Consider the following 21,768-nt stretch of genomic DNA (forward strand, 5'->3'; position numbering starts at 1 on the left):
AAGTCCTATTATTTTTTGTGGGCTGAAACGAAGTTTTCTATTTCTCGGAGCAGCGCCGGCAGGAGTTCTTCTTCACTAAGGCTGGCGATGATTTCCCCTTTTCGAAATAATAGCCCTTTTCCCTTGCCCCCGGCGATTCCGAAATCAGCTTCACGTGCTTCACCCGGCCCATTAACTGCGCATCCCATAACAGCAACTTTCAGAGGTTTGTCCAAGGGAGGAAGCTGGGAAAGATGTTCTTCCACTTTTTCTGCCATAGCGGCCAAATCAACTTGCGTCCGACCGCAGGTGGGACAGCTGATTAAATCGATATTCCGCTGTCTTAAACCGAGAACATGCAAAATTTCCAGGGCAACAGGGATCTCGTGGACAGGGTCACCTGTCAGGGACACGCGAATGGTATCTCCTATCCCTTCTGCAAGTAATGTCCCTATACCGACGGCTGATCGGACAACGCCCGAACGAACGGTTCCAGCCTCAGTGACCCCCAGGTGCAAGGGATAATCAACACGTTCCGACATTTGGCGATAAGCTTCCAGCATTAAAGGAACGGAAGAGGCTTTCAGAGAAACTTTAATTTTATCATAGCCTTCATCTTCCAATAAGCGAATATGTCTTAGGGCACTTTCCACCATTCCGGCGGCTGTTGTCCCCCCATATTTTTCTAAAAACTCTTTCTCTAAGGATCCACCATTGACCCCGATGCGGATGGGTATTTGTCGTTCTTTGGCCGCTTTAACAACTTCTTGAACCTTCCAGCGTGAACCGATATTTCCCGGATTTAAACGCAGCCCGTGAATTCCTTGCTCCAGAGCACGGATGGCCAGACGATAATCAAAATGAATGTCGGCTATGGTCGGAATTGGGCTGGAAAGGACGATGGCTTTTAAAGCTTCCGCCGCCTCCATATCCAAAACAGCTAAGCGAACAATTTCGCATCCGGCTGACGCCAAATTGTTAATCTGGGTTAGGGTTTTCTCCACATCCCGCGTATCTGTATTGGTCATTGACTGAACAACCACTGGAGCACCCCCGCCGATAACGACAGAACCAACTTGAACCGGCTTAGTTTTCTTTCTTAATAACATAAGACCTCCAGTCTTCTCCTCGTTTAACCGGCCTTAACAAAGAGGCGCACCACATCTTTGTATGTGACAGCAACCATTAAGGCCATAAGCAATACAAAGCCCACCAAATGAATCATGTTTTCCTTTTCTGGGTTGAGTGGTTTTCCTCGTAATCCTTCAAATAACAGGAAGACAAGTCGACTTCCATCTAAAGCCGGAATCGGGAACAAGTTAATCAGTCCTAATTGGATACTTAAAACGCCTGTTAAACCCAGCAGATTTGATAAGCCTTCCTTCGCACCTTCGCCGATGGCCTGGGCGATCATCACAGGTCCCCCCACGTCCGCGGGAATTTTACCCGTTATCATTTGAGTCAACGTCACGACGATAAACTTCGTGAAGTCTAAGGTCCGTCCCAGGCCGAATTGAGTTGACTGGAGAATTGACGCATGTACGTAAACAACGTCCGGTGCTATGCCAATCATTCCATAGCCTGTCTGAGGATCTTTCTCAGTCTTGACCGAGACGGTGTGTGTCTTATTGCCCTGTGCACTTTCAATGGTAAGATTGAGTTGTTGATTTGGCTTACCATGAATTACTTCCGTAAGGCGATTCCAATCAGGGGTCGGCTCTTGGTTAACTGCCACAATTTTATCACCAGGCTGTAAACCTGCGGCGGCAGCCGGTTTGCCGCTGACAAGGGAACCAATACTATTGCCGTTGCTCTGAGTCGGCACTCCCAGATAGGCAAAAACACTGACAAATAAGAACACCGCTAAAACAAAATTCATGATCGGTCCCGCAGCAATCACTGCCATGCGCTGCCAGACTGGTTTGTTCATAAAACTTCGCTCATCATCAATGGGAGCGATGATGGTTCGTCCTTCTTCATCAACCTCTGCATCCATGCCATAGAGTTTTACGAATCCCCCCAGGGGGATAATCCGCCAAGCGTAGAGAGTTTCTTTCCCTTGATACCCTATAATTTTAGGGCCAAAACCAAAGCTGAACTCTATGACTTTTACTCCGATCCATTTTGCAACAATGTAATGACCAAATTCGTGAATCATAACCATACTTCCAAAAACGAAAATAATGGCGAGTGCTGTAGTCATATTTAAACCCTCCTTTATCCTTGACGTGTAAAAACTTTCGGCTTTCAAATCTAAGAAATAAGGCAATCAACAGCCGTTTAACAAGACAAAATTGATCTCGGTCCCATTGTAAGACTCTCAGGCAGCTAGCGAACAGCCCCTGCTAAATGAGTTCCGAAATTCGCTGCCGCGCCCAAGTGTCTGCATCGAGTATACTTCCCAATTCCGGATGATCTAAAACATCATGCTCAGAACAAACCTTTTCAACAAGCTCATGAATTTTAAGATACGTTATCTTCCTTTCCAAAAAGGCTGAAACGGCAGCTTCATTGGCTGCATTCATCACTGCAGGAAGGGTCCCGCCTCTTCGTCCTGCTTCATAAGCTAAGGCCAAAGCTGGGAATTTTTTAACATCGGGCTCAAAGAACGTTAGAGTTTTTCCCCTCAAATCCAACCGTTCAAAAGGATTTTTCCAGCGGGTCGGATAACTTAGAGCATATTGAATCGGCAAGCGCATATCCGGTTTTCCTAATTGAGCAAGCACAGAACCATCGCGATATTGCACCATAGAATGAACAATACTTTGCGGGTGGATGAGAACTTCAATATGATCGTAATCCATAGTAAATAGATGATGAGCTTCTATAACTTCAAGACCTTTGTTCATCATAGTGGCAGAATCGATGGTAATCTTGGCTCCCATAGACCAATTGGGATGGCGTAAGGCGTTTTCAAGGGTTACGTTTTCTAACTCCTCTTTAGGCTTACTAAAGAAAGGGCCCCCCGAGGCAGTCAAGATGATCGTTTCGATGGTTTCAGGATTCTCTTCGAGACACTGAAAAACCGCTGAATGTTCACTGTCCACTGGGATAATCGGTCGATTCATGGCTTTAGCCTTAGCCATCACCAAATCACCGCCGGCAACTAGGGTCTCCTTGTTGGCCAAGGCAATTGCTTTACCGGCTTCCAGAGCGGAAAGAGTCGGCTCAAGACCGATGCGGCCGGAAATAGCCGTAACGACTGTATCTACTTCTTGGGCAATCACTGTATTGATAATGCCGTCCATACCTTGCATGACCTTGATCGGCGTATCCGCTAAACGGCCCTGTAGTTCACGAGCCGCGCCATCATTCATCATAACTGCGACTGCCGGGCGGAAGGCGCGTGCCTGTTCTTCCATCAGTTTAACATTTTTATCCGCTGCCAAAGCATACACTTTTAATTGATCTTTAGAATGTCTGACAACGTCCAGCGTTTGACGTCCAACGGAGCCTGTGGACCCTAAGATAGTGATCGTTTTCAAGTCAACATCATCTTCTCCCTGTCGATTACTTAAGTTTAAGAGAGCCTCATCCGTTTAATCTTTTCGTCCAAAAATCCCTACTTTGCGCAGTGCTTCATAGCTGATGACGATTCCCGGACCTACCAAAATACCAACGAACCCCAAGAGTTCTAGTCCTACATACATGGAGATTAGAGTGGGCAGGGGATGAAGGCCGATCCCTTGAGACATGATTTTCGGCTCCAGAAACTGCCGGATTACCACGGTAATGACCCACATTATAACGACCTTAAGTGCAACTCCGAAAGAACCCAAAACCAACAGTCCGATAATCCATGGTCCAAATAAGATCCCCGTCCCTACAATAGGAACCGCGTCTAATATTCCGGCTAGGACACCAAGAGTCACGGCATAACGGTTGCCAATAATCAATAGTCCGGCGATGGTGGTAAGTGCCGTCACTGACATCAAAATGGCCAGAGCACGAACATAACCAACAACGGCGGCCCCTAAGTCTTGGCTGACCGCTTGAGCGCTGACATGCCAACGCCGCGGAAAAATGTTGGCAATAAATCGCCTGACATCGGGATAGCTGGAACTCATCATTAGAGTAGCAACCAGAGACACAACTGTGACAATGAAGACACGAGGCAAAGCAGTCAAAAAGCCCAGCAAAAATAAGCTCCCGTTTTTTGCCCATTCTTGAAGCATTCTGGCTATGCTCTCAGTGGAGGACGTCAATGTGCTTTGTATTTGAGGGTTAACCGTTATATACTTCTCCACAGTATCAATTTGATGGGTCACTAAATTCACGATATAGCTATAATTAGGAAGAGTTACTGCTAGTTCGGATAACTCAGTATAAAGTCGAGCGACAATTAAGAATACAAAAAGACTAATAACAGCAATTGCCAGAATTAAGGTTAGGATTGAAGCAAAGGGTCGTCGTAAATGAACTGCCCGCATAAGCCTCGCAACCACAGGTTCAAGTAAAAATGCCAAAAAAAGCGCGATTATAAAGGGTAAAAATGCGCCAAAGGCCCTGCCCAAAACATCGCCAAAAACCGGCAAAAACACTTGAAAGAAATAGGTAAATACTTTCAAGACAACCAAGATACTGGTGACTATGGCAAGCCTATTGAGACTGGCCCACAAAGGATGTTTTTGATCAATGCTCATAACTCTCACCTCACGACAGCAGAATCACACCATAATATACCAAGGGGAGAGCAAACATTAGACTGTCAAAGCGATCTAAAATCCCTCCATGTCCTGGTATAATGCTTCCTGAATCTTTTACCCCCGCAGTGCGTTTCAAGGCAGATTCGAACAAATCACCTATTTGCCCGCTTACTCCAATCGTGATCCCCAAGACAAGATAGGTGAGCAAGTTAGCGTCATTAGCAAACCGCCAAAATAAAAGAGCCACAAAAACGCTGGAGAGCAATCCGCCTAGTGAACCTTCCACGGTTTTCTTGGGACTGACCTGAGGAGCTAAAAGATGGCTGCCAAATCCCCTTCCAATAAGGTATGCACCGGTATCAGTTGCCCATACCAAAAAAAACGTCAGAAAGGTCCATTCCAAGCCATGAGGAAGTTGTCGAAGTAAGTATAAATGAGAAAGTAAAACTGTTGAGTACAACACAGCTAAAAAATTAAAGCTTGCTTCCGTAAGAGATGTTCCTGGATAAGTCAAAGCAAGCCGGCCAAACGCGAGGAGTAGCCAGAACACTACTGCTGCGGTCATCCATTTAGAACCATTGCTGAAAATAACGACAAACCAACCGACTGTCGCTAAGATAGTCAGTATATTCCAAACCTTAATGCCCATGTGTTTGTCAATTTGCAAAAACTCGCGCAAACCTAAGAAGGCCAGCACAGCCACAAGAAAAGCAGTATAGGGGCCGCCCAAATACGTCAGCCCCAAAAGAAGAGGAGCACCAATCAAGGCACTAATGGTCCTTTTAAGCATCACAATTCCTCAATTTTTATGTATTCCACCATAGCGGCGATCTCTTTTCTGATATACTTTTATCGCCTCAATCAAGGAGTTTTCTCCAAAATCGGGCCAGAACTCCTCAACAACTAAAAATTCGGTATAGGCTAACTGCCATAATAAAAAATTACTTAATCTCATCTCACCCGAAGTTCTTATGAGCAAATCCGGGTCGGGAAGTCCGCCGGTAAAAAGCTTGTCACTAAAAAGTTTCTCATCAATTTCCTCTATTGTTTGTTTGCCTTCCAAAACATCCTGGCTCATTTTCTTAACCGCATCAATGATTTCGGCACGCCCGCCATAATTCAAGGCAAGATTAAGGACTAACCCTGAGTTGTTCTTCGTCCGCTCTACAGCGCGTTTTAATTCATGTTGAGCCTCCATCGGAAGGTCCTTAAGTATCCCAATGGCCCTAATGACTACATTATTTTGATGCAGTTCTTCGAGTTCCTTTCTGAGATACTCTGTCAGCAATTTCATCAATATGCCGACTTCATCTTTAGGCCTGCTCCAATTTTCTGTAGAAAAAGCATAGACTGTCAGAATTTGAATTCCTAATTTAGAGCAAGTCTTAACAATTTTCCTCAGAGCTTCAACGCCCGCACGATGCCCCATTGAACGCGGCAGAGCCCGCTTTTGGGCCCAGCGCCCGTTCCCATCCATAATAATTGCAAGATGACGAGGGAGGCGGTCCATTGCAACCTGGTCTTGCAAATCATCTTTTAATTGATTCCTAGGTTTGAACCACATTATTCCACCCCATAATACGATATTCGATTTCCATAACGGTCAGGCCAGAATCATATAGAGAGGTTAAAGACCCCCTTAACAATTAGGGGGTCGATGCTGACAAAGTGAGTACTTTTCATGGGCTAAAATCAAGTCCACATGATCTTCGAATTCCCGCAGTCGGACCACTCGCAGGTCCCCCCATGTTTCCATTTTACCACGGGGACGAGCGATTTGGAAAGCATACGGTTTTCCTAAGGATTCAAGATCCTTCCTAACCTCATCCCAAGGTAATCCGCACCATAAAAATGTCATACTTCTGTGATTTCACTTTCCTTAGTTTCCATCACATGTTCAATTTCTTTAATAATCTTATCCGTGATTTTTTGAACCTCATCTTGAGCACGTTTAACCTCATCTTCGGAGGCTTCATGATCTTTTTCCATTTTCTTTAATTTATCATTAACATCCCGTCGGACATTTCTAACGGCTACGCGCGCATCTTCAGCCTCTTTTTTAACTTTTTTTACGATTTCCGTTCTTCGCTCAGCAGTTAGCTGAGGAATCAGCAAGCGAATGACGGAGCCGTCACTCGAGGGATTAAGTCCAAGATCAGATTTCAAAATCGCCTTCTCTATGGCGGGCAGAACAGTTCTATCCCAAGGCTGAATCAGAAGCATTCTTGGTTCTGGAGCAGAGACATTGGCTAATTGGTTAACCGGTGTGGGAGCACCATAATATTCAACCATCACCTTATCCAGTACATTCGGATTTGCTCGACCGGCACGAATCGACGCATATTCTTTGCGCAGGGCTTCAACACCCTTGTGCATCCGTTCTTCAGCGTCTTTGATTACCTCAGAAATCATTCATTATCCCTCCCGACATAAGTTCCGATGGATTCACCTAAGACAACTCGCTTAATATTACCGTCTTTTGTTAAATCAAAAACGATGACAGGAATATTATTATCCATACAGAGAGAAGTCGCCGTTGAATCCATAACGCCTAAACCCTTACTTAGAACTTCAAGATAACTTAAGCTGTTGAATTTCTTAGCTTGGGGATTCTTCACAGGATCAGAATCGTAAACGCCGTCAACTTTTTTAGCCATGAGAATAACTTCAGCTTCTATCTCTGCGGCACGAAGTGCAGCCGTCGTATCCGTAGAGAAGTAGGGATTCCCTGTTCCGGCAGCAAAAATTACAATACGACCTTTTTCCATATGGCGAATCGCTCTTCGGCGGATGTAGGGTTCTGCTACTTGACGCATTTCAATAGCTGATAATACTCTGGTATCAGAGCCGGCTTTTTCAAGAGCATCTTGCAAGGCCAGAGCATTCATCACAGTTGCCAACATTCCCATGTAGTCTGCAGTAGCACGGTCCATCCCTTGAGCGCTTCCGGCAATGCCTCGCCAGAGATTTCCGCCGCCGACCACCACACATACTTCTACTCCCAGAGCTCTAATCTCTGCTATCTGCCTGGCGACGGTTACCAACATATTATGTTCAAGACCAAACCCCTGATTTCCTGCCAGAGCCTCCCCACTTATTTTCAGAACGACTCGACCATATTGCGGCTTTTCCATGGATAACCTCCATAATACTTTTTCGCTAAACTTCCTGATCCCTTGCACATTCGAAAAAGAGAACACCGGGGTGTTCTCTAGATTAATTTTCTACAATTAGCGGCCTATTTCTTTCATAACTTCCGAAGCAAAATCCTCTTGCCGTTTTTCAATGCCTGCACCTAATTCATAGCGGGTAAAGCGGCGGATAACAATTTTTTCTCCGATTTTAGCAGTTTTGTCGAGAACTAAATCGCTGATGCTCTTATCAGGATCTTTGACAAAAGCTTGTTCCATTAAACATACTTCTTTATAAAATTTCTCAATTCGTCCTTCGACCATTTTCTCAATGATCTTCTCCGGTTTGCCTTCGTTAAGAGCTTGCGCTTTTAAGATGTCTCGTTCATGCTGAAGAACTTCCGCCGGTACATCTTCCTTGTTCAAATATTGAGGATTTGCTGCAGCAATGTGCATGGCGACATCCTTAACCAGCAATTTGAATTCTTCTCCGCGAGCCACGAAATCTGTTTCACAGTTTACTTCAAGCAATACCCCAATACGCCCGCCGCCATGGATATAAGCTTCCACAATTCCTTCTGCTGCAATGCGTCCTGCTTTTTTCGCTGCGGCAGCCAAGCCTTTCTCACGTAAAAAATCAGCTGCTTTTTCCATTTCACCATTGCACTCTGTTAAGGCCTTTTTGCAATCCATCATTCCTGCACCGGTGCGTTCCCGCAATTCTTTAACCAGCACTGCTGTAATTTCAGCCATTATCATCAAACCTCCGAATTCAATCCACAATGCCCAAGGCAAGGTGTCAATATTTTATTATTTTGCAAAAATTAGCTAGACAAAATTCGAGGCGCGGAATTCGAAATTTCGCGCCTCGAACTTCGAATTTTGAGTTTAACCTTCAACTGCTTCTCCGGCTTCCTCAGCTTCTTCGTCCACATTTCCTTGTTGTCCTTCGATAATTGCATCTGCCATTTTTGCTGTTAACAATTTTACGGCGCGGATGGCATCATCGTTAGCCGGGATGACAACATCAATCTCGTCGGGGTCACAGTTTGTATCAACAATAGCAACGATGGGAATATTCAAGCGTCGTGCTTCTGCCACGGCAATTCGCTCTTTACGCGGGTCAACAATGAATAACGCATCCGGGAGTTTCTTCATATTTTTAATACCGCCTAAGAAACGCTCCAGCTTCTCCATCTCATGGCGAAGGGCAGAGACTTCTTTCTTAGTGAGCACTTCGAAAACCCCTTCAGTTTCCATTCTTTCCAGCTCACGCAAACGATCAACCCGTTTTTGGATGGTTTGGAAGTTTGTCAGCATTCCTCCGAGCCAACGCTCGTTGACAAAATACATGCCGCAGCGTTCAGCTTCTTCTTTCACAGACTCCTGGGCTTGTTTCTTTGTGCCGACGAAGAGCATGGTGCCTCCCTCGGTTGCCAGATTGCGGACAAAGTTATAAGCTTCATCAACTTTCTTAACAGTCTTTTGCAGATCAATGATGTAAATCCCATTACGTTCTGTGAAAATATACCGGGCCATTTTAGGATTCCAGCGACGTGTTTGGTGTCCGAAATGAACACCAGCTTCCAATAATTGTTTCATAGAGATAACTGCCATTTTCATACCCACTTTCTTTTGTTTTGTTCCCTCCGCAGGTTCATCTCCGAACACCCTTTGTCCTTGAACAAAGAACAGTGTTCCAATCCCACTGCGTGTGTCATTTAATCACACCGAGAATAGATTAACATAATACCAGCCGCAATGCAATGAAAAAACATCTCAAATTAGCGATGTGCAATCATTCATTTAAGCCTAAATAGTTCTGTAAATTTGATCGTAAACCATGGAGCTTTATGAAGGTTTCCAAGTCACTCATGAGTTCCGGAAAGGGAAAGTAAAATTCACTCAAATAGTAGAAGATATCACCTGTACGAATTTGGGCAACTTCTTGTCCCTTTCCGTCAAAATAAAAGGCCACCCTGCGAATGTCCTTGGGTTCAAGGACGTGCTTCCCCAGCAATGAATTAAACACAATCTGCTGATCTTTAATAAGAACACGCTTACTCTTGCCGATAACCCATAAGAACAAGATACCAAGAGCACAAATAACATAGATCCCCGCAAGGACTCGTAATTCAAGGCTGGGAAACTTATGAAACAGATAGATGCAGCCTAATAAAACGGGATAAAGAAGAAGAAAAAAGAGGCCAGGAATGACAAGCGGTTTCAGTTGGTAAATGTATTCATGTTCATCCACGAAAACCACCTCCGGTACGTTCCCCTATTTTGTATGCTTGATATGCTTATCCAGTTCATCTAAGAGATAATCGTTGAGAACCCGGATGTAAGTTCCCTTCATTCCCAAAGACTTTGACTCAATAACACCTGCGGATTCAAATTTGCGGAGGGCGTTGACAATGACAGAACGGGTGATCCCAACTCGATCCGCAATTTTGCTGGCGACTAAAAGACCTTCTCCGCCGCCTAATTCAGCAAAGATATGCTCAACAGCTTCGAGCTCGGAGTAGGATAGAGTACCAACTGCGATTTGAACGGCAGCTTTTTTACGGGCTTCTTCTTCTGCACGTTCAGCTTTTACCCGCAAGATTTCCATCCCTACAACTGTAGCACCATATTCGGCCAGAACAAGATCTTCTTCTCTAAATTCCTCATCATATTTTGCCAAAACAAGCGTCCCTACCCGTTCGCCGCCGCCTAAAATTGGAACGACAGTTGTCACCTTATTGTTAAAATGACAAGGTGTATCGTTGTCGAAAATGCAGCCATTGGCAACTTGGGTAGTGTTCGTCTTAGTCTCGTTTATTTTCATAAGACCTTCATTATAACTTTCCGGAAAACGCTCGGAATGCATGACGATTTCGTCCATGGTTCCACAAACGAAGTGGTTCATAAAGCTATAACCTAAGATTTTTCCCCGCCGTCCCACAATATAACAATTGGCGATAATTGCCTGGCGAAGCACCTTTGCCATTTCCTCAAAGTCAACAGGGTTTCCGGCAGCACGTTGAATTAATTTATTGATAGCCCTTGTTTTTTCCAGTAATGTACTTTCCATATGTTTTTTCCTCCTTAAATTGCTTCGAATTAGTTATAAAATATACCGCGCTAAATCTTGGTTTTGAATTACATTACCCAAACGGTGCTGAACATATTCCCTATTGATGGTTACGGTATAATCTTCAGGAAGTTCAGACGCTTCGAAGGACAATTCTTCCAATACCTTTTCAATAATTGTATGAAGACGTCTAGCGCCAATATTTTCAGTGGTAGAGTTTACCTTATAGGCAACTTCTGCTAGTTCCTCAATAGCATTCTCTGTGAAATCAACCTTTATCCCTTCTGTCCCTAGTAAGGCACTATATTGCTTAATTAGGGATGATTGAGGTTCGGTAAGTATTCGTTTGAAATCCGCAACACTCAAGGATTCTAATTCAACACGAATAGGAAACCTTCCTTGAAGTTCGGGAATAAGGTCAGAAGGTTTACAAAGGTGGAATGCCCCAGCTGCAATGAAGAGAATATGATCTGTTTTGACCGGGCCATATTTCGTAACAACCGTAGAGCCCTCAACAATAGGGAGAATATCTCGCTGTACTCCTCCCCTTGACACATCAGGTCCTCCAGCCCCTTCTCGCCCAGCGATCTTATCTATTTCATCCAAGAATACAATGCCCTCATGTTCTGTTCTATGAATAGCTTCGTTAACGGCCTCATCGTGATCAATCAAGTTTTGAACTTCTTCGTTCAGTAAAATCTTGCGGGCCTCTTTAACGCTTACTTTTCTCTTTTTATGTCGTTTGGGCAAGATTCCTGACACCATATCCTGAATATTCATACCCATTTCCATCATATTGTTGCCTAACATATCTGATAGAGGAGCTGTCTCTTCAACGGAAATTTCAATAACTTTCTCTTCCAGTTCACCGCGCCGCAGACTTTCCACAACCAACGCCCGCTCTTTTTCAATCTCAGGAGTTACGGTTTCCTCCTTCTCTGTTTCAGAGGATTGACCGAAAAGCATCTGAAAGGGATTGGCTGAGGATTTCTCAGAATGTTTGATGGGCACTAATAATTCGATTAATCGCTTTTCAGCATTGACGGCAGCCTGTGTCTGAACTATTTCAGCACGTTCCGCTTTGACCATGCGCAGGGCGATTTCAACGATGTCACGAACAATAGACTCTACATCCCGGCCAACATAGCCTACTTCCGTAAACTTTGTCGCCTCAACCTTAATGAAAGGAGCACGAACCAGCTTGGCCAAGCGCCTGGCAATTTCAGTTTTACCTACACCTGTAGGACCAATCATCAGAATGTTTTTAGGGATGATATCATCCTGCAATTTTTCCGGCAGCAAAGAACGTCGATAGCGGTTGCGCAAAGCAATGGCAACAGCCCGTTTACCTGCATCTTGTCCTACAATATATGAATCCAATTCACGGACAATTTCTCGAGGAGTTAAGCTTTCCATAATATCAGTGTCACCCCCTATAACTCTTCTACATGAATTTGTTCATTGGTATAAACACAAATCCCGGCAGCTACAAGCATTGCTTCTTTGACAATTTCCGTCGGTGACAGATTTGTATGATTAACTAAGGCACGGGCAGCAGCTAAAGCATAGTTTCCTCCCGAACCGATGGCGGCAATACCATCGTCGGGCTCAATCACTTCACCGGATCCCGAGACAATTAAGAGATTTTGGCTATCAGCCACAAGAAGCAAAGCCTCGAGATTCCTGAGCATTTTATCGGTGCGCCATTCCTTGGCCAGCTCAACAGCTGCGCGCTGCAGATTGCCATGATATTCTTCGAGTTTTTGTTCGAATTTATCAAAAAGTGTAAAGGCGTCCGCTACAGATCCAGCGAAGCCGGTAATTACCTTACCGTGAAATAAGCGGCGAACTTTCCGGGCCTTATGTTTCATCACAGTGGCCTGTCCAAAAGTCACTTGCCCATCTCCGGCAATGGCAACTTGTTCCCCTCTCTTTACTGCGACAATTGTTGTTGCATGAAACATGATTAATCCTCCTTTATGCAGTTTACTAGGGCATTTTCTCCATGTCAAGTCAATTGTAGACAATTTGCAACTTTTTGTGAAAATTTATTATTTTAATGGGTCAATAACCGTTTTTGCTCGAGGATGAGCCTTGCCATAAACGTCTTTTAAGCGTTCCCGAGTCAAATGAGTATAAATCTGAGTTGAGGATAATTTCTGATGCCCCAGCAATTCCTGCACACTTCTCAAATCTGCTCCTCCATCTAAAAGATGGGTGGCAAAGGAGTGGCGGAGCATATGCGGGTGGACATGTTGTTCCAAGGAGACTCTGTTCACTAGTTTATCCAAAATACGGCGGACAGAACGATCCGTTAAACGAGTTCCCTGATAATTTAACAATAAGGCACCATTTTCATCGCTGCGCATCTTCAGATAGTTTTCAATGGCTCGCCGCGCATAATTTGTGATCGGCACTACTCTTTCTTTATTTCCTTTTCCTAAAACTCGGATCAGACCGCCCTCCAAATCAAGACTATCTCTATTTAAACCGACAAGCTCACTGACTCGAAGTCCGGAACCATAAAGTAGTTCCATAATGACTTGATCCCGTGCGCCCAGAAGCTTTGAACAGTCAGAAGCCCGCAGCAATCCTTCAACTTGATCGAGATAGAGAAAATGCGGGAGTTTTTTTCCTATTTTGGGGCTGGCAATTCGTTGTACTGGATTCACTGACAGAATCCCTTCCCGGCATAAAAACTTAAAGAGTGATCTTAGGGCAGCAAGTTTACGAGCCATACTTTTGCGTGTTAATCCCTGATCTGTCAGTATTCCTAAAAAACTGCGGACAATATAAACATCGATTTGCTGGACAGTAAGGCTTTCTGGTTCTTGCCCAACCTCCTGAGCCGCAAAACGAAAAAATTGCCCCAGGTCGTTTTGATAAGCTATGACCGTATGTTCTGAGCGATTAAGAGAATATTGATAACCCGCAAACAGACTTAAGGCCTCATCGGCTAACACCTGCTTACCTCCTCTAAATTTTCACGAGAGCAAAATATGCTTAAAGCCTCCAGTGCCCGCTGAGAAATTCTGCTGTTCTTTTCACGTTTATTTCGTATTCTCTCCGTCAGCGGCGGCAATAAACCAAAGTTAACATTCATTGGCTGGAAGCTCTGACTGGGTGACCCCTCTAAATGCCGCGCTAACCCCCCCAAAGCTGTTTCCGGGGGGAAAACCAAAGTCTCCATCTGATGGAGGCGGCGCCAGGCATTTAGGCCTGCCAGGAGACCACTCGCCGCAGACTCCACATACCCTTCTACGCCGGTAATTTGCCCGGCAAAAAAAAGCGACTCTCTGCCCTTGAGGCTAAAGTCTGCCTTAAGCACTTTGGGGGCATTCAAAAACGTGTTGCGGTGCATTACGCCAAATCGCGCAAACTCAGCTCGTTCCAAACCCGGTATTAAAGAAAACACCCTTTTTTGCTCACCCCATTTTAAATGGGTTTGAAATCCTACCAGATTCAGCAGCGTTCCTGTCTGATTCTCTTTACGAAGCTGAACGACTGCAAAGGGCTTTTTCCCGGTTCGAGAATCTTGAAGACCGACGGGCTTGAGCGGACCAAAGGTTAACGTCTGGATACCACGCTTAGCCATCACTTCGATGGGCAGACAGCCTTCAAAGACATCGCCTTCCTCAAAGCCTTTAACTTCAGCCATTTCGGCCTTGATCAGTTCTTGATAAAAGACTTCATATTCTTCCTGAGACATAGGACAGTTTAGATAGTCCGCTTCACCTTTATCGTATCTTGAGGCCCAAAAAGCCTTGCTCAAATCGATAGACTCATACGTAACAATAGGTGCTGCGGCATCATAAAAGGAGAGAGCCTTTTCTCCGGTAAAACGTAAAATATCCTTGGCTAAATCCTCCGCGGTAAGCGGACCACTTGCCACAATGACCGTTGTATCCTCGGGTAAGGAGTGTACTTCTTCCCTATGAACAGTAACATTGGGATGGTCTGTTAATCGCTGGGTAATCTCTTGGGAAAACAAGTCACGGTCAACGGCTAAGGCGCCTCCGGCCGGCACCATGGTTTGATCAGCGGCCTTCATGATTAATGAATCCAACCGCCGCATTTCTTCTTTTAATAAACCCACAGCATTCTCTAAGCCTGCTGCACGCAAGGAATTACTGCAGACCAATTCAGCAAACCCTTCGCTATGGTGAGCCGGGGAGAATTTCGAGGGCCTCATTTCATATAAATCAACATTCACACCCCGTTTGGCCAACTGCCAGGCAGCTTCAGAGCCTGCCAGTCCCGCACCGATGACGGTAATTTTATGCATGATTTTAAACTCTCCTATCCTACGGATGCCTTACTCTTCTTCAATCACCTTGGTAAATCGACACTCTGGGTTGGTACAAACATGTTTTTTCTGCCGCTTAGACGACTTTATGACCATCATCTGCTGGCATTCGGGGCAAGGTTCAGGGGCCGGCATTTCCCAAGAAACAAAATCACACTCCGGATAAGCACTGCAGCCATAAAATTTACGTCCCTTCTTCGAACGGCGAAGGACCAGCGGTTTGCCGCACTTAGGGCAATTGGCCCCCACTTGTTCCAAAAGCGGCTTTGTGTTTCGGCAGTCCGGAAATCCCGGGCAAGCCAAAAATTTTCCGTATCTCCCCATTTTGACAACCATATTCCGCCCGCAGCTCTCACAAAGTTCTTCGGAGACCTGATCCTCTATTTTAACTTTACCGATTCGTTCTTCAGCCAGGGCCAAAGCTTCGGAAAACGGCTGATAATATTCGTTTATAACAGACTTCCAGGGAACCCTGCCTTCTTCCACAAGATCGAGTTTTCCCTCCAAATTCGCCGTGAACTCCAGGTTGACGATATCGGGGAAATGTTCTTTAAGTAGGGCTATAACAATATCTCCTAACTCTGTCGGAATTAATTGTTTTTCTTCTTTGACGACGTAACCCCTTGTCTGGATGGTCTCAATGGTTGGCGCGTAGGTGCTCGGCCTCCCGATACCTTCTTCTTCTAATTTTCGCACCAAGGAAGCCTCGGTATAACGCGGCGGAGGTTCTGTGAAATGTTGTTTCTCCGATAGTTGAATAAGTTTAAGAGGTTCGCCAACAGAAAGGTCAAAGGTCAGGGAATTTTGCTCATCATCCTGAACGTCCCCCTCGTCTTTGCCCTCTTCGTACACCGCTAAAAAGCCAGCAAAACGTATTGTCGAAGTGTTAGCACGAAAAAGGGCAGATCCGGCAACGATGTCAACCGTTAAAGTATCCGTAACTGCTGAACTCATTTGACTGGCAATAAACCGTTCCCATATTAAACGATACAAGCGTAATTGATCGCGTGTTAAAATCCCCTTCAATGAGTCCGGAGTCCGTAACGGAACTGTGGGCCGAATGGCCTCATGGGCCTCTTGTGATCGGCCCTTATTGGCAAACTGGCGAGGTTCCGGGGGATAATAGTCATTTCCGTAGTGAGATATAATCCACTCTTTCGCTTCTGCTTGAGCAACTTCGGCCACTTTAACAGAGTCAGTACGCATGTAAGTAATAAGACCGACGGTACCTTCTTCCCCTAAGTCAAGGCCCTCATAAAGCTGCTGGGCTAACATCATGGTACGTTTCGGTGAAAAGCTCAATTTCCTATGGGCTTCTTGCTGTAAGCTGCTCGTTGTAAACGGAGGGGCAGGCTGCTTTTTCTTTTCTTTGGCACGAACGTCTGTTACGTTAAATTCTTTGCCTTGGAGATCATTTAATATGACTTCCATTTCTGATTTGGAGGAAATGGATATCTTTTTATCATCATTTTTTAATAATTTTGCTGTGAACTTACCGCCCTTAGACTCGAGATTTGCGGTTAAACTCCAGTATTCTTCAGATACAAACGAGCGAATTTGTTCTTCACGATCATCAACGAGACGCACTGCCACAGATTGAACCCGGCCAGCACTCAAACCCTTCTTGATTTTTCGCCAGAGCAGCGGGCTTAACTGGTAACCGACTAATCTGTCTAAAACCCGGCGAGCCTGTTGGGCATCCACCCGGTCCATATCAAGTTCACGAGGCTGTTTAATTGCAGCTTGAATTGCCGATTTGGTAATTTCATGAAATTCGATACGATTTTTGTCCCCTTGTTTAAGCCCTAAAAGATAGGAAAGATGCCAGGCAATGGCTTCCCCTTCACGATCCGGGTCAGAGGCCAGGAAGATTTTATCGGCTCCTTTAGCAGCCGAGCGCAAATCCTTGATCAAATCCCCGCGGCCGCGAATTGCAATATATTTTGGCTCAAAGTCATTCTCTAAATCGACTCCTAACTGACTTTTAGGCAGATCCCGCAAATGCCCCATGGAGGCTTTTACGGTATAACGATTTCCTAAAAATTTGCTGATTGATTTAGCTTTGGCTGGAGATTCTACTATTACGAGTGTTTTCGACATAACTTCACCTCAAAATAAACTTAAGACCCTTTTAGATTTTGTCTTCCAACGATATAAGACTTAATTCATTTCTATTTGCGAATTTATTAAATAACTATTAATACAGAAATTTCTAACTAAAGAACCGACACTTCAGATATTGAAGAATTAATTTTAAACATTGGTAAAACTAATGCCTATCTTAACGCCTTTTTAACCGTATGTCTAGCGTTCATGATCTAATACATAATTTTGTCCGGGTAATTGTTTGACTTTCCCCTGTAATTGCAATTCCAATAAGGCTAAAGAAAGTGAAGCAGCCGGCAAGGTAGATTGTAAAGCAAGCTGGTCAATATGAAGAGGAATATCACTGAGTTGCTCTAGAACAGCTCTTTGCTCATCATTCTCAGGAATTATGTTAAGGTCCATCTGGCGATGGTTAAATGAACTCTCTTGAGGTTTCCCGGAAAAGGAACATTCATTCCAGATATCTTCGAATCCTGCGGCGATTTTTGCTCCTTGCCGCAAAAGATTATGAGGGCCGCGACTTAAGGGACTGAAGATAGGGCCGGGGACAGCAAAAACGTCGCGCCCTTGTTCTAAGGCGAAATCAACTGTAATCATTGCACCGCTCCGTTCGGCTGCTTCCACCACCACGACCCCGCACGAAGCTCCGCTGATCAACCGATTCCGCGCAGGAAAATTAGCTGCCAGCGGCGGTGTCCCAGGAGGGAATTCGCTGATTAGTGCACCTTTAACCAGGATATTTTCAGCTAAAAGATTATTTTCCCGAGGATAGATTTGGTCTAAGCCACATCCCAAAAACGCCCAGGTTATCCCATTACCTTCGAGAGCTCCATGATGAGCAGCCGTATCAATACCGCGAGCTAGTCCGCTGACGACAGTAATCCCTTGGGCTGACGCTTCATGAGCCAGCATACGCGCAGCAGATTTTCCGTAGGCGCTTGCCCGTCTTGAGCCGACGATTGCCAACGCTTCCGAATTGGAGTCAAGACTTCCGCGATAATATAAGATAGGCGGAGGGTCCGGTATTTCTAGTAATGAGGGGGGATAATGAGGGTCCAGGGGAATGATCACTTTAATGCCCTGTTCCCTTAGATCAGCTCCAATTTTCCAGGGATCGATTCGTTTTCGCTGCTTAAGAACTTCAATAATCCATTGACCTTGAGGTTTTATTTTTAGATAGTCATTATCGGCAGCATCCCACGCTTGACTGGCGCTTCCAAAGCAGGCAATAAGCAGCCGCAAATGTTGACTTCCTACACCTTTTAGGGTACGGAATGCTGCCCGAAAGAGTTTTTCTTTATCAATATCAATCTCCACTCCAAGTACCTCCTTTGCCCACCATTTCGGGGCTTAAGGACGCATCTCCTGCGTGGAAACATGTTGATTTTTCAGATATCAAGTAAAATAATGAAAGAATTCGGAGATACTCGACTAATCCGCCTAAGCTCCTTTGGCACGTCGTGCTGTTCGTTTCCTCGGGGTTAAGGTGGATTTTGGCTTTCTTTCTTCCGATTGAGAGGCAGCCTCCTGATTATCCACATCAGGATTGGTTTCTATTTTCTCCTTTTCTTGCTCAGTTAAAGCAATACTGGCCCGCAGGGCTTCCATTAAATCAACTACTTGGCCACCTTTCACTGGACTTTCTACTTTAAAGCTTTCTCCAGTTATCTTGCTTTCAATCATCTCGGCCACTTGTTCATGGACTTCGTCCCTGTATTTTTCCGGTTCAAAAGGCCGGGCTAAATTATCAATCAGTTGTCGGGCCATGCTTAATTCCGTCTCTGTCGGGACAATTCTGCCCCAAGTTGCATCCATATGCCGAATTTCTTGAGGATAGTGCATCGTCTCAAGGACCAACCCCTCTTCAAAAACTCGCAGACAAGCTAAGTGTTGTTTAGATCGCATGGTAACGCGGGCTAAAGCAACCTTCCCACTTTCCACCATGGCTTGGCACAACAAACGATAGGCTTTCTGAGCTGCCTCTTCCGGGGATAAGTAATATGATTTATCGTAATATATCGGATCGATTTCACTTAAATTAATGAAGTCAAGAATTTCAATAGAACGGCTCGTGGGTTGTTCTAAGGCAGCCAGTTCTTCGTCCTCGAGAATCACATAACGATCCTTTTCATATTCGAATCCCTTGACTAAGTCAGCCATTTCAACTTCCTTCTCACAGTTAGGGCATTTCTTAATTGATCGGATGCGATGCTGACAATCTTTATGCAAATAATTAAATTTGAATTCCTGAGATTCCGTGGCTGTGTGCATCTTAACAGGAACATTTACCAAACCAAAGCTGATCGAACCTTTCCATAAAGTATGCATAAAGTCACCTCCTCAACATAGTGTGAACCGCAAAGGATAGATTAATGCAATATAATAATCTTACTCACACAACAAAACATACCTGGCATCAGCAGGAATAAAAACAAAAACTCTGCTCTAAATCGAGCAAAGTTTCAAGTAAATTGATAGTAATGGTGCTGTCACTGTTATTAGTGGGAATTTAGCAAGTGAGCGAGCCTCGGAATGCTGAGTGAACGATGTGGGCGAAGCTGCCTGATCCGAAGGTATGAACTTGATTAATATCACGAGAATGTGTATACTTTGTATAAACGTTTTAATGAAATAGCGGTGATATTATGGAAGCAATGGCACGAAAATGGGGAAATAGCATTGGCATAAGAATTCCTGCTTCAATGGCTAATTCAATAAAAATCACTGACGGAACCCCCATTGACGTTGAACTTGATGGCGAAAGGATCATAATTACCCGAAAAAAATTCGACTTAAAAGAATTACTTGCCCAAATTCCAGATGAATACGAGCCGGAAGAGATCGATTGGGGAGAACCCGTGGGAGAAGAGATATGGTGAGCCAGTACGTTCCAGAACGCGGTGACATAGTATGGATTCAGTTAAATCCACAGCTCGGGCATGAGCAGCAAGGAACTAGACCGGCTTTAGTTTTATCTGCAAAAGAATATAACAGCAAGACAGGGATGGGTATATTTTGCCCAATTACAAGCCGGGTGAAGGGCTTCCCATTTGAAGTTAAACTTCCGGAGAAATTGGAAATCAGAGGTGTTGTCTTGGCCGACCAAATTAAATCCCTGGATTGGCGAAGCAGAAATGCCAGTTTCATATGCAAAGTGGCAGAGGAAATCATGGAAGAGGTTATTCTTAAACTAGAAGCAATTATAAAGTAAGTTCCTTCATTAAAGCAACTTCCCGCTAAAATCACGTTCACAAACTAGCACTTATCTCTTTTAGTCTCCAAACAACAGTGCTGGCCAGTACAGCGTAATCTTCTGTTGGTAAAATCGAAGGTGCCGAAGAATCAAAGAGAATAGTTCCCGAAGCCGGAAATTCATCATCTTCCCTCCAGAGAATTAATGCAACCGGCACACGTGGAAAAACTCTAAGGGTCATTCCCACATCTCCATGTCCATTTGTATTTCCTCCTAAATGGCTGACCACTTCTTGCAGTTTATCCGGATTAACACCGAAAGATCTGACCAGTGGATCGATGGCCCTGTGAGTAAAGGGCTGAATGTAGATATTTCCTCCTGGCAACTCTTTGAACGATATCAAAGAACCTGTTTCTTTATCCTCAGAAATATTTGTCAGATAATGCAGGATTAATATTTGAGTGGGTACAGGCAATTCTTTCCGGGATGAACTATCAACGGACTTGAAAATTGCGCTTGGATAGTCCAGAGTGTATTGCTCCCCTAAAAAAGGAATAAAAAGAGTGTTGTCACCACGAGGATAACCAGAATAGTGAGCGATCTCTTCAATAGAGCTTGCTCTAAACTTTTCCAGCGCCAATTGCTGAGCTGCCGAATAATTAACCATACTCCTGCTCCTTCTTTCTCCAACGCTTACCAATAGTTGTCTGTTTTCCGGATAACTTTTCGTACTTAAATTACCTAATCATTATGGTAGTCATCAATACATGTTCCAAAAATAGTAAAATTTGCTTATTTAATTATATCTTCTTTTTATTTAAATACCATATAAATGCCATCACTTTTTGCCAAATTAGCCAATAGAATTAAAGTTTATAAATACATATCATGGCTGTAAAATCATATACTATCAATGCTTTCGTCAAATAGATGTTGAAACTACCACATGAAGGGAGGATTCCACATGTCAAGACGACGCAAGAGCATGATGTCTTATCAGTTAAAAGAGCAAATCGCTCAAGAGTTAGGTTTTGCTGGAACCCTTCACCAAGAAGGTTTCGGAGGAGTTTCTTCAAGGGACTGTGGGAATATGGTGAAAATGGCTATTGAATTGGCCGAGCGTAACCTTCCTGGGAATAAAACAACAACTTAATCTCCAAGCTATTTTTAAAAATAGCGACTTGTCAAGAACCGAGCAATTGCTCGGTTCTTCGCATTTCTGAATCAGCTCCAATGATTTTCCCGCTAGAAAAGCTTTGGTACGTTTTTCTTGAGGCCTGCCAAGAGATACTGCTCTGCTTGGATTTCCGATAGTATAGCAACAGAATTAG

24 protein-coding genes are annotated in these 21,768 nt (G+C 44.4%); 3 read left to right on the forward strand and 21 right to left on the reverse strand.

What is annotated here, in order from left to right; all coding sequences use genetic code 11:
• Nucleotides 1-8 precede the first annotated feature (8 nt).
• The 20 genes from ispG to ku form a co-directional block, all read right to left on the reverse strand.
• Complete coding sequence (gene ispG, locus DESACI_RS16925) at nt 9-1,088, reverse strand: flavodoxin-dependent (E)-4-hydroxy-3-methylbut-2-enyl-diphosphate synthase (protein WP_014828419.1); 1,080 nt, start codon at nt 1,086-1,088, stop codon at nt 9-11.
• A gap of 23 nt (nt 1,089-1,111) precedes the next feature.
• Nucleotides 1,112-2,182, reverse strand: a complete 1,071-nt coding sequence (rseP, locus tag DESACI_RS16930; protein ID WP_014828420.1) for an RIP metalloprotease RseP — start codon at nt 2,180-2,182, stop codon at nt 1,112-1,114.
• Nucleotides 2,183-2,324: 142 nt separating this feature from the next.
• Nucleotides 2,325-3,464 carry a 1-deoxy-D-xylulose-5-phosphate reductoisomerase gene (locus DESACI_RS16935; protein ID WP_014828421.1) on the reverse strand — a complete coding sequence of 380 codons (1,140 nt, stop codon included), beginning with the start codon at nt 3,462-3,464 and terminating at the stop codon, nt 2,325-2,327.
• Nucleotides 3,465-3,518: 54 nt separating this feature from the next.
• On the reverse strand, nt 3,519-4,622 hold the full coding sequence (gene ytvI, locus DESACI_RS16940; protein ID WP_014828422.1) for a sporulation integral membrane protein YtvI: 1,104 nt from the start codon (nt 4,620-4,622) through the stop codon (nt 3,519-3,521).
• 10 nt (nt 4,623-4,632) lie between these two features.
• Nucleotides 4,633-5,415 (reverse strand): phosphatidate cytidylyltransferase, encoded by a 783-nt coding sequence (locus tag DESACI_RS16945; protein ID WP_014828423.1) that lies wholly within the window; start codon nt 5,413-5,415, stop codon nt 4,633-4,635.
• 9 nt (nt 5,416-5,424) lie between these two features.
• Entirely contained in the window at nt 5,425-6,189 is a 765-nt protein-coding gene (gene uppS, locus DESACI_RS16950; protein WP_014828424.1) for an undecaprenyl pyrophosphate synthase, read from the reverse strand.
• A gap of 75 nt (nt 6,190-6,264) precedes the next feature.
• The gene (locus DESACI_RS23795) at nt 6,265-6,483 is read right to left on the reverse strand and encodes a hypothetical protein (protein ID WP_014828425.1); all 219 of its coding nucleotides are present in this window, start codon (nt 6,481-6,483) and stop codon (nt 6,265-6,267) included.
• Nucleotides 6,480-7,037: a ribosome recycling factor gene (frr, locus tag DESACI_RS16955; protein ID WP_014828426.1), complete on the reverse strand. Its 558-nt coding sequence runs from the start codon at nt 7,035-7,037 to the stop codon at nt 6,480-6,482. The genes DESACI_RS23795 and frr overlap by 4 nt, the downstream gene beginning before the upstream one ends.
• Entirely contained in the window at nt 7,034-7,759 is a 726-nt protein-coding gene (gene pyrH / locus DESACI_RS16960; protein WP_014828427.1) for a UMP kinase, read from the reverse strand. Before pyrH ends, frr begins: the two co-directional genes overlap by 4 nt.
• Nucleotides 7,760-7,855: 96 nt before the next feature.
• Complete coding sequence (gene tsf / locus DESACI_RS16965) at nt 7,856-8,509, reverse strand: translation elongation factor Ts (RefSeq protein WP_014828428.1); 654 nt, start codon at nt 8,507-8,509, stop codon at nt 7,856-7,858.
• A gap of 135 nt (nt 8,510-8,644) precedes the next feature.
• Nucleotides 8,645-9,373: a 30S ribosomal protein S2 gene (gene rpsB, locus DESACI_RS16970; RefSeq protein ID WP_041276589.1), complete on the reverse strand. Its 729-nt coding sequence runs from the start codon at nt 9,371-9,373 to the stop codon at nt 8,645-8,647.
• A 181-nt stretch (nt 9,374-9,554) separates the two neighbouring features.
• Nucleotides 9,555-10,013 (reverse strand): hypothetical protein, encoded by a 459-nt coding sequence (locus DESACI_RS16975; protein WP_014828430.1) that lies wholly within the window; start codon nt 10,011-10,013, stop codon nt 9,555-9,557.
• 24 nt (nt 10,014-10,037) lie between these two features.
• Entirely contained in the window at nt 10,038-10,832 is a 795-nt protein-coding gene (codY, locus tag DESACI_RS16980) for a GTP-sensing pleiotropic transcriptional regulator CodY (RefSeq protein WP_014828431.1), read from the reverse strand.
• Nucleotides 10,833-10,865: 33 nt separating this feature from the next.
• Complete coding sequence (gene hslU, locus DESACI_RS16985) at nt 10,866-12,248, reverse strand: ATP-dependent protease ATPase subunit HslU (protein WP_014828432.1); 1,383 nt, start codon at nt 12,246-12,248, stop codon at nt 10,866-10,868.
• 17 nt (nt 12,249-12,265) lie between these two features.
• The gene (gene hslV / locus DESACI_RS16990; protein ID WP_014828433.1) at nt 12,266-12,796 is read right to left on the reverse strand and encodes an ATP-dependent protease subunit HslV; all 531 of its coding nucleotides are present in this window, start codon (nt 12,794-12,796) and stop codon (nt 12,266-12,268) included.
• Nucleotides 12,797-12,883: 87 nt separating this feature from the next.
• A complete protein-coding gene (xerA, locus tag DESACI_RS16995; RefSeq protein WP_014828434.1) occupies nt 12,884-13,795 on the reverse strand; it encodes a site-specific tyrosine recombinase/integron integrase in 912 nt (303 codons plus the stop codon).
• Nucleotides 13,789-15,117, reverse strand: a complete 1,329-nt coding sequence (gene trmFO / locus DESACI_RS17000; protein ID WP_014828435.1) for a methylenetetrahydrofolate--tRNA-(uracil(54)-C(5))-methyltransferase (FADH(2)-oxidizing) TrmFO — start codon at nt 15,115-15,117, stop codon at nt 13,789-13,791. The genes xerA and trmFO overlap by 7 nt, the downstream gene beginning before the upstream one ends.
• 30 nt (nt 15,118-15,147) lie before the next feature.
• On the reverse strand, nt 15,148-17,238 hold the full coding sequence (topA, locus tag DESACI_RS17005; protein ID WP_014828436.1) for a type I DNA topoisomerase: 2,091 nt from the start codon (nt 17,236-17,238) through the stop codon (nt 15,148-15,150).
• Nucleotides 17,239-17,442: 204 nt separating this feature from the next.
• Complete coding sequence (dprA, locus tag DESACI_RS17010; RefSeq protein WP_014828437.1) at nt 17,443-18,561, reverse strand: DNA-processing protein DprA; 1,119 nt, start codon at nt 18,559-18,561, stop codon at nt 17,443-17,445.
• Between the two features lie 123 nt (nt 18,562-18,684).
• Nucleotides 18,685-19,572, reverse strand: coding sequence for a non-homologous end joining protein Ku (gene ku, locus DESACI_RS17015; protein WP_014828438.1), 888 nt, complete (start codon nt 19,570-19,572; stop codon nt 18,685-18,687).
• Between the two features lie 326 nt (nt 19,573-19,898).
• On the opposite strand from ku, the gene DESACI_RS17020 reads away from it, so the two are divergent.
• Together DESACI_RS17020 and mazF are read left to right on the forward strand one after the other, a co-directional pair.
• Nucleotides 19,899-20,123 (forward strand): AbrB/MazE/SpoVT family DNA-binding domain-containing protein, encoded by a 225-nt coding sequence (locus DESACI_RS17020; RefSeq protein ID WP_242833077.1) that lies wholly within the window; start codon nt 19,899-19,901, stop codon nt 20,121-20,123.
• Entirely contained in the window at nt 20,117-20,455 is a 339-nt protein-coding gene (gene mazF / locus DESACI_RS17025; protein ID WP_014828440.1) for an endoribonuclease MazF, read from the forward strand. Before DESACI_RS17020 ends, mazF begins: the two co-directional genes overlap by 7 nt.
• 37 nt (nt 20,456-20,492) lie before the next feature.
• On the opposite strand, the gene DESACI_RS17030 is transcribed toward mazF, so the two are convergent.
• On the reverse strand, nt 20,493-21,104 hold the full coding sequence (locus DESACI_RS17030; protein ID WP_014828441.1) for a DUF3786 domain-containing protein: 612 nt from the start codon (nt 21,102-21,104) through the stop codon (nt 20,493-20,495).
• Nucleotides 21,105-21,401: 297 nt separating this feature from the next.
• On the opposite strand from DESACI_RS17030, the gene DESACI_RS17035 reads away from it, so the two are divergent.
• Nucleotides 21,402-21,590, forward strand: a complete 189-nt coding sequence (locus DESACI_RS17035) for an alpha/beta-type small acid-soluble spore protein (RefSeq protein ID WP_014828442.1) — start codon at nt 21,402-21,404, stop codon at nt 21,588-21,590.
• Nucleotides 21,591-21,768 lie beyond the last annotated feature (178 nt).

Source organism: Desulfosporosinus acidiphilus SJ4 (assembly GCF_000255115.2).
In the GTDB taxonomy this organism is placed as follows: Bacteria; Bacillota; Desulfitobacteriia; order Desulfitobacteriales; family Desulfitobacteriaceae; genus Desulfosporosinus; species Desulfosporosinus acidiphilus.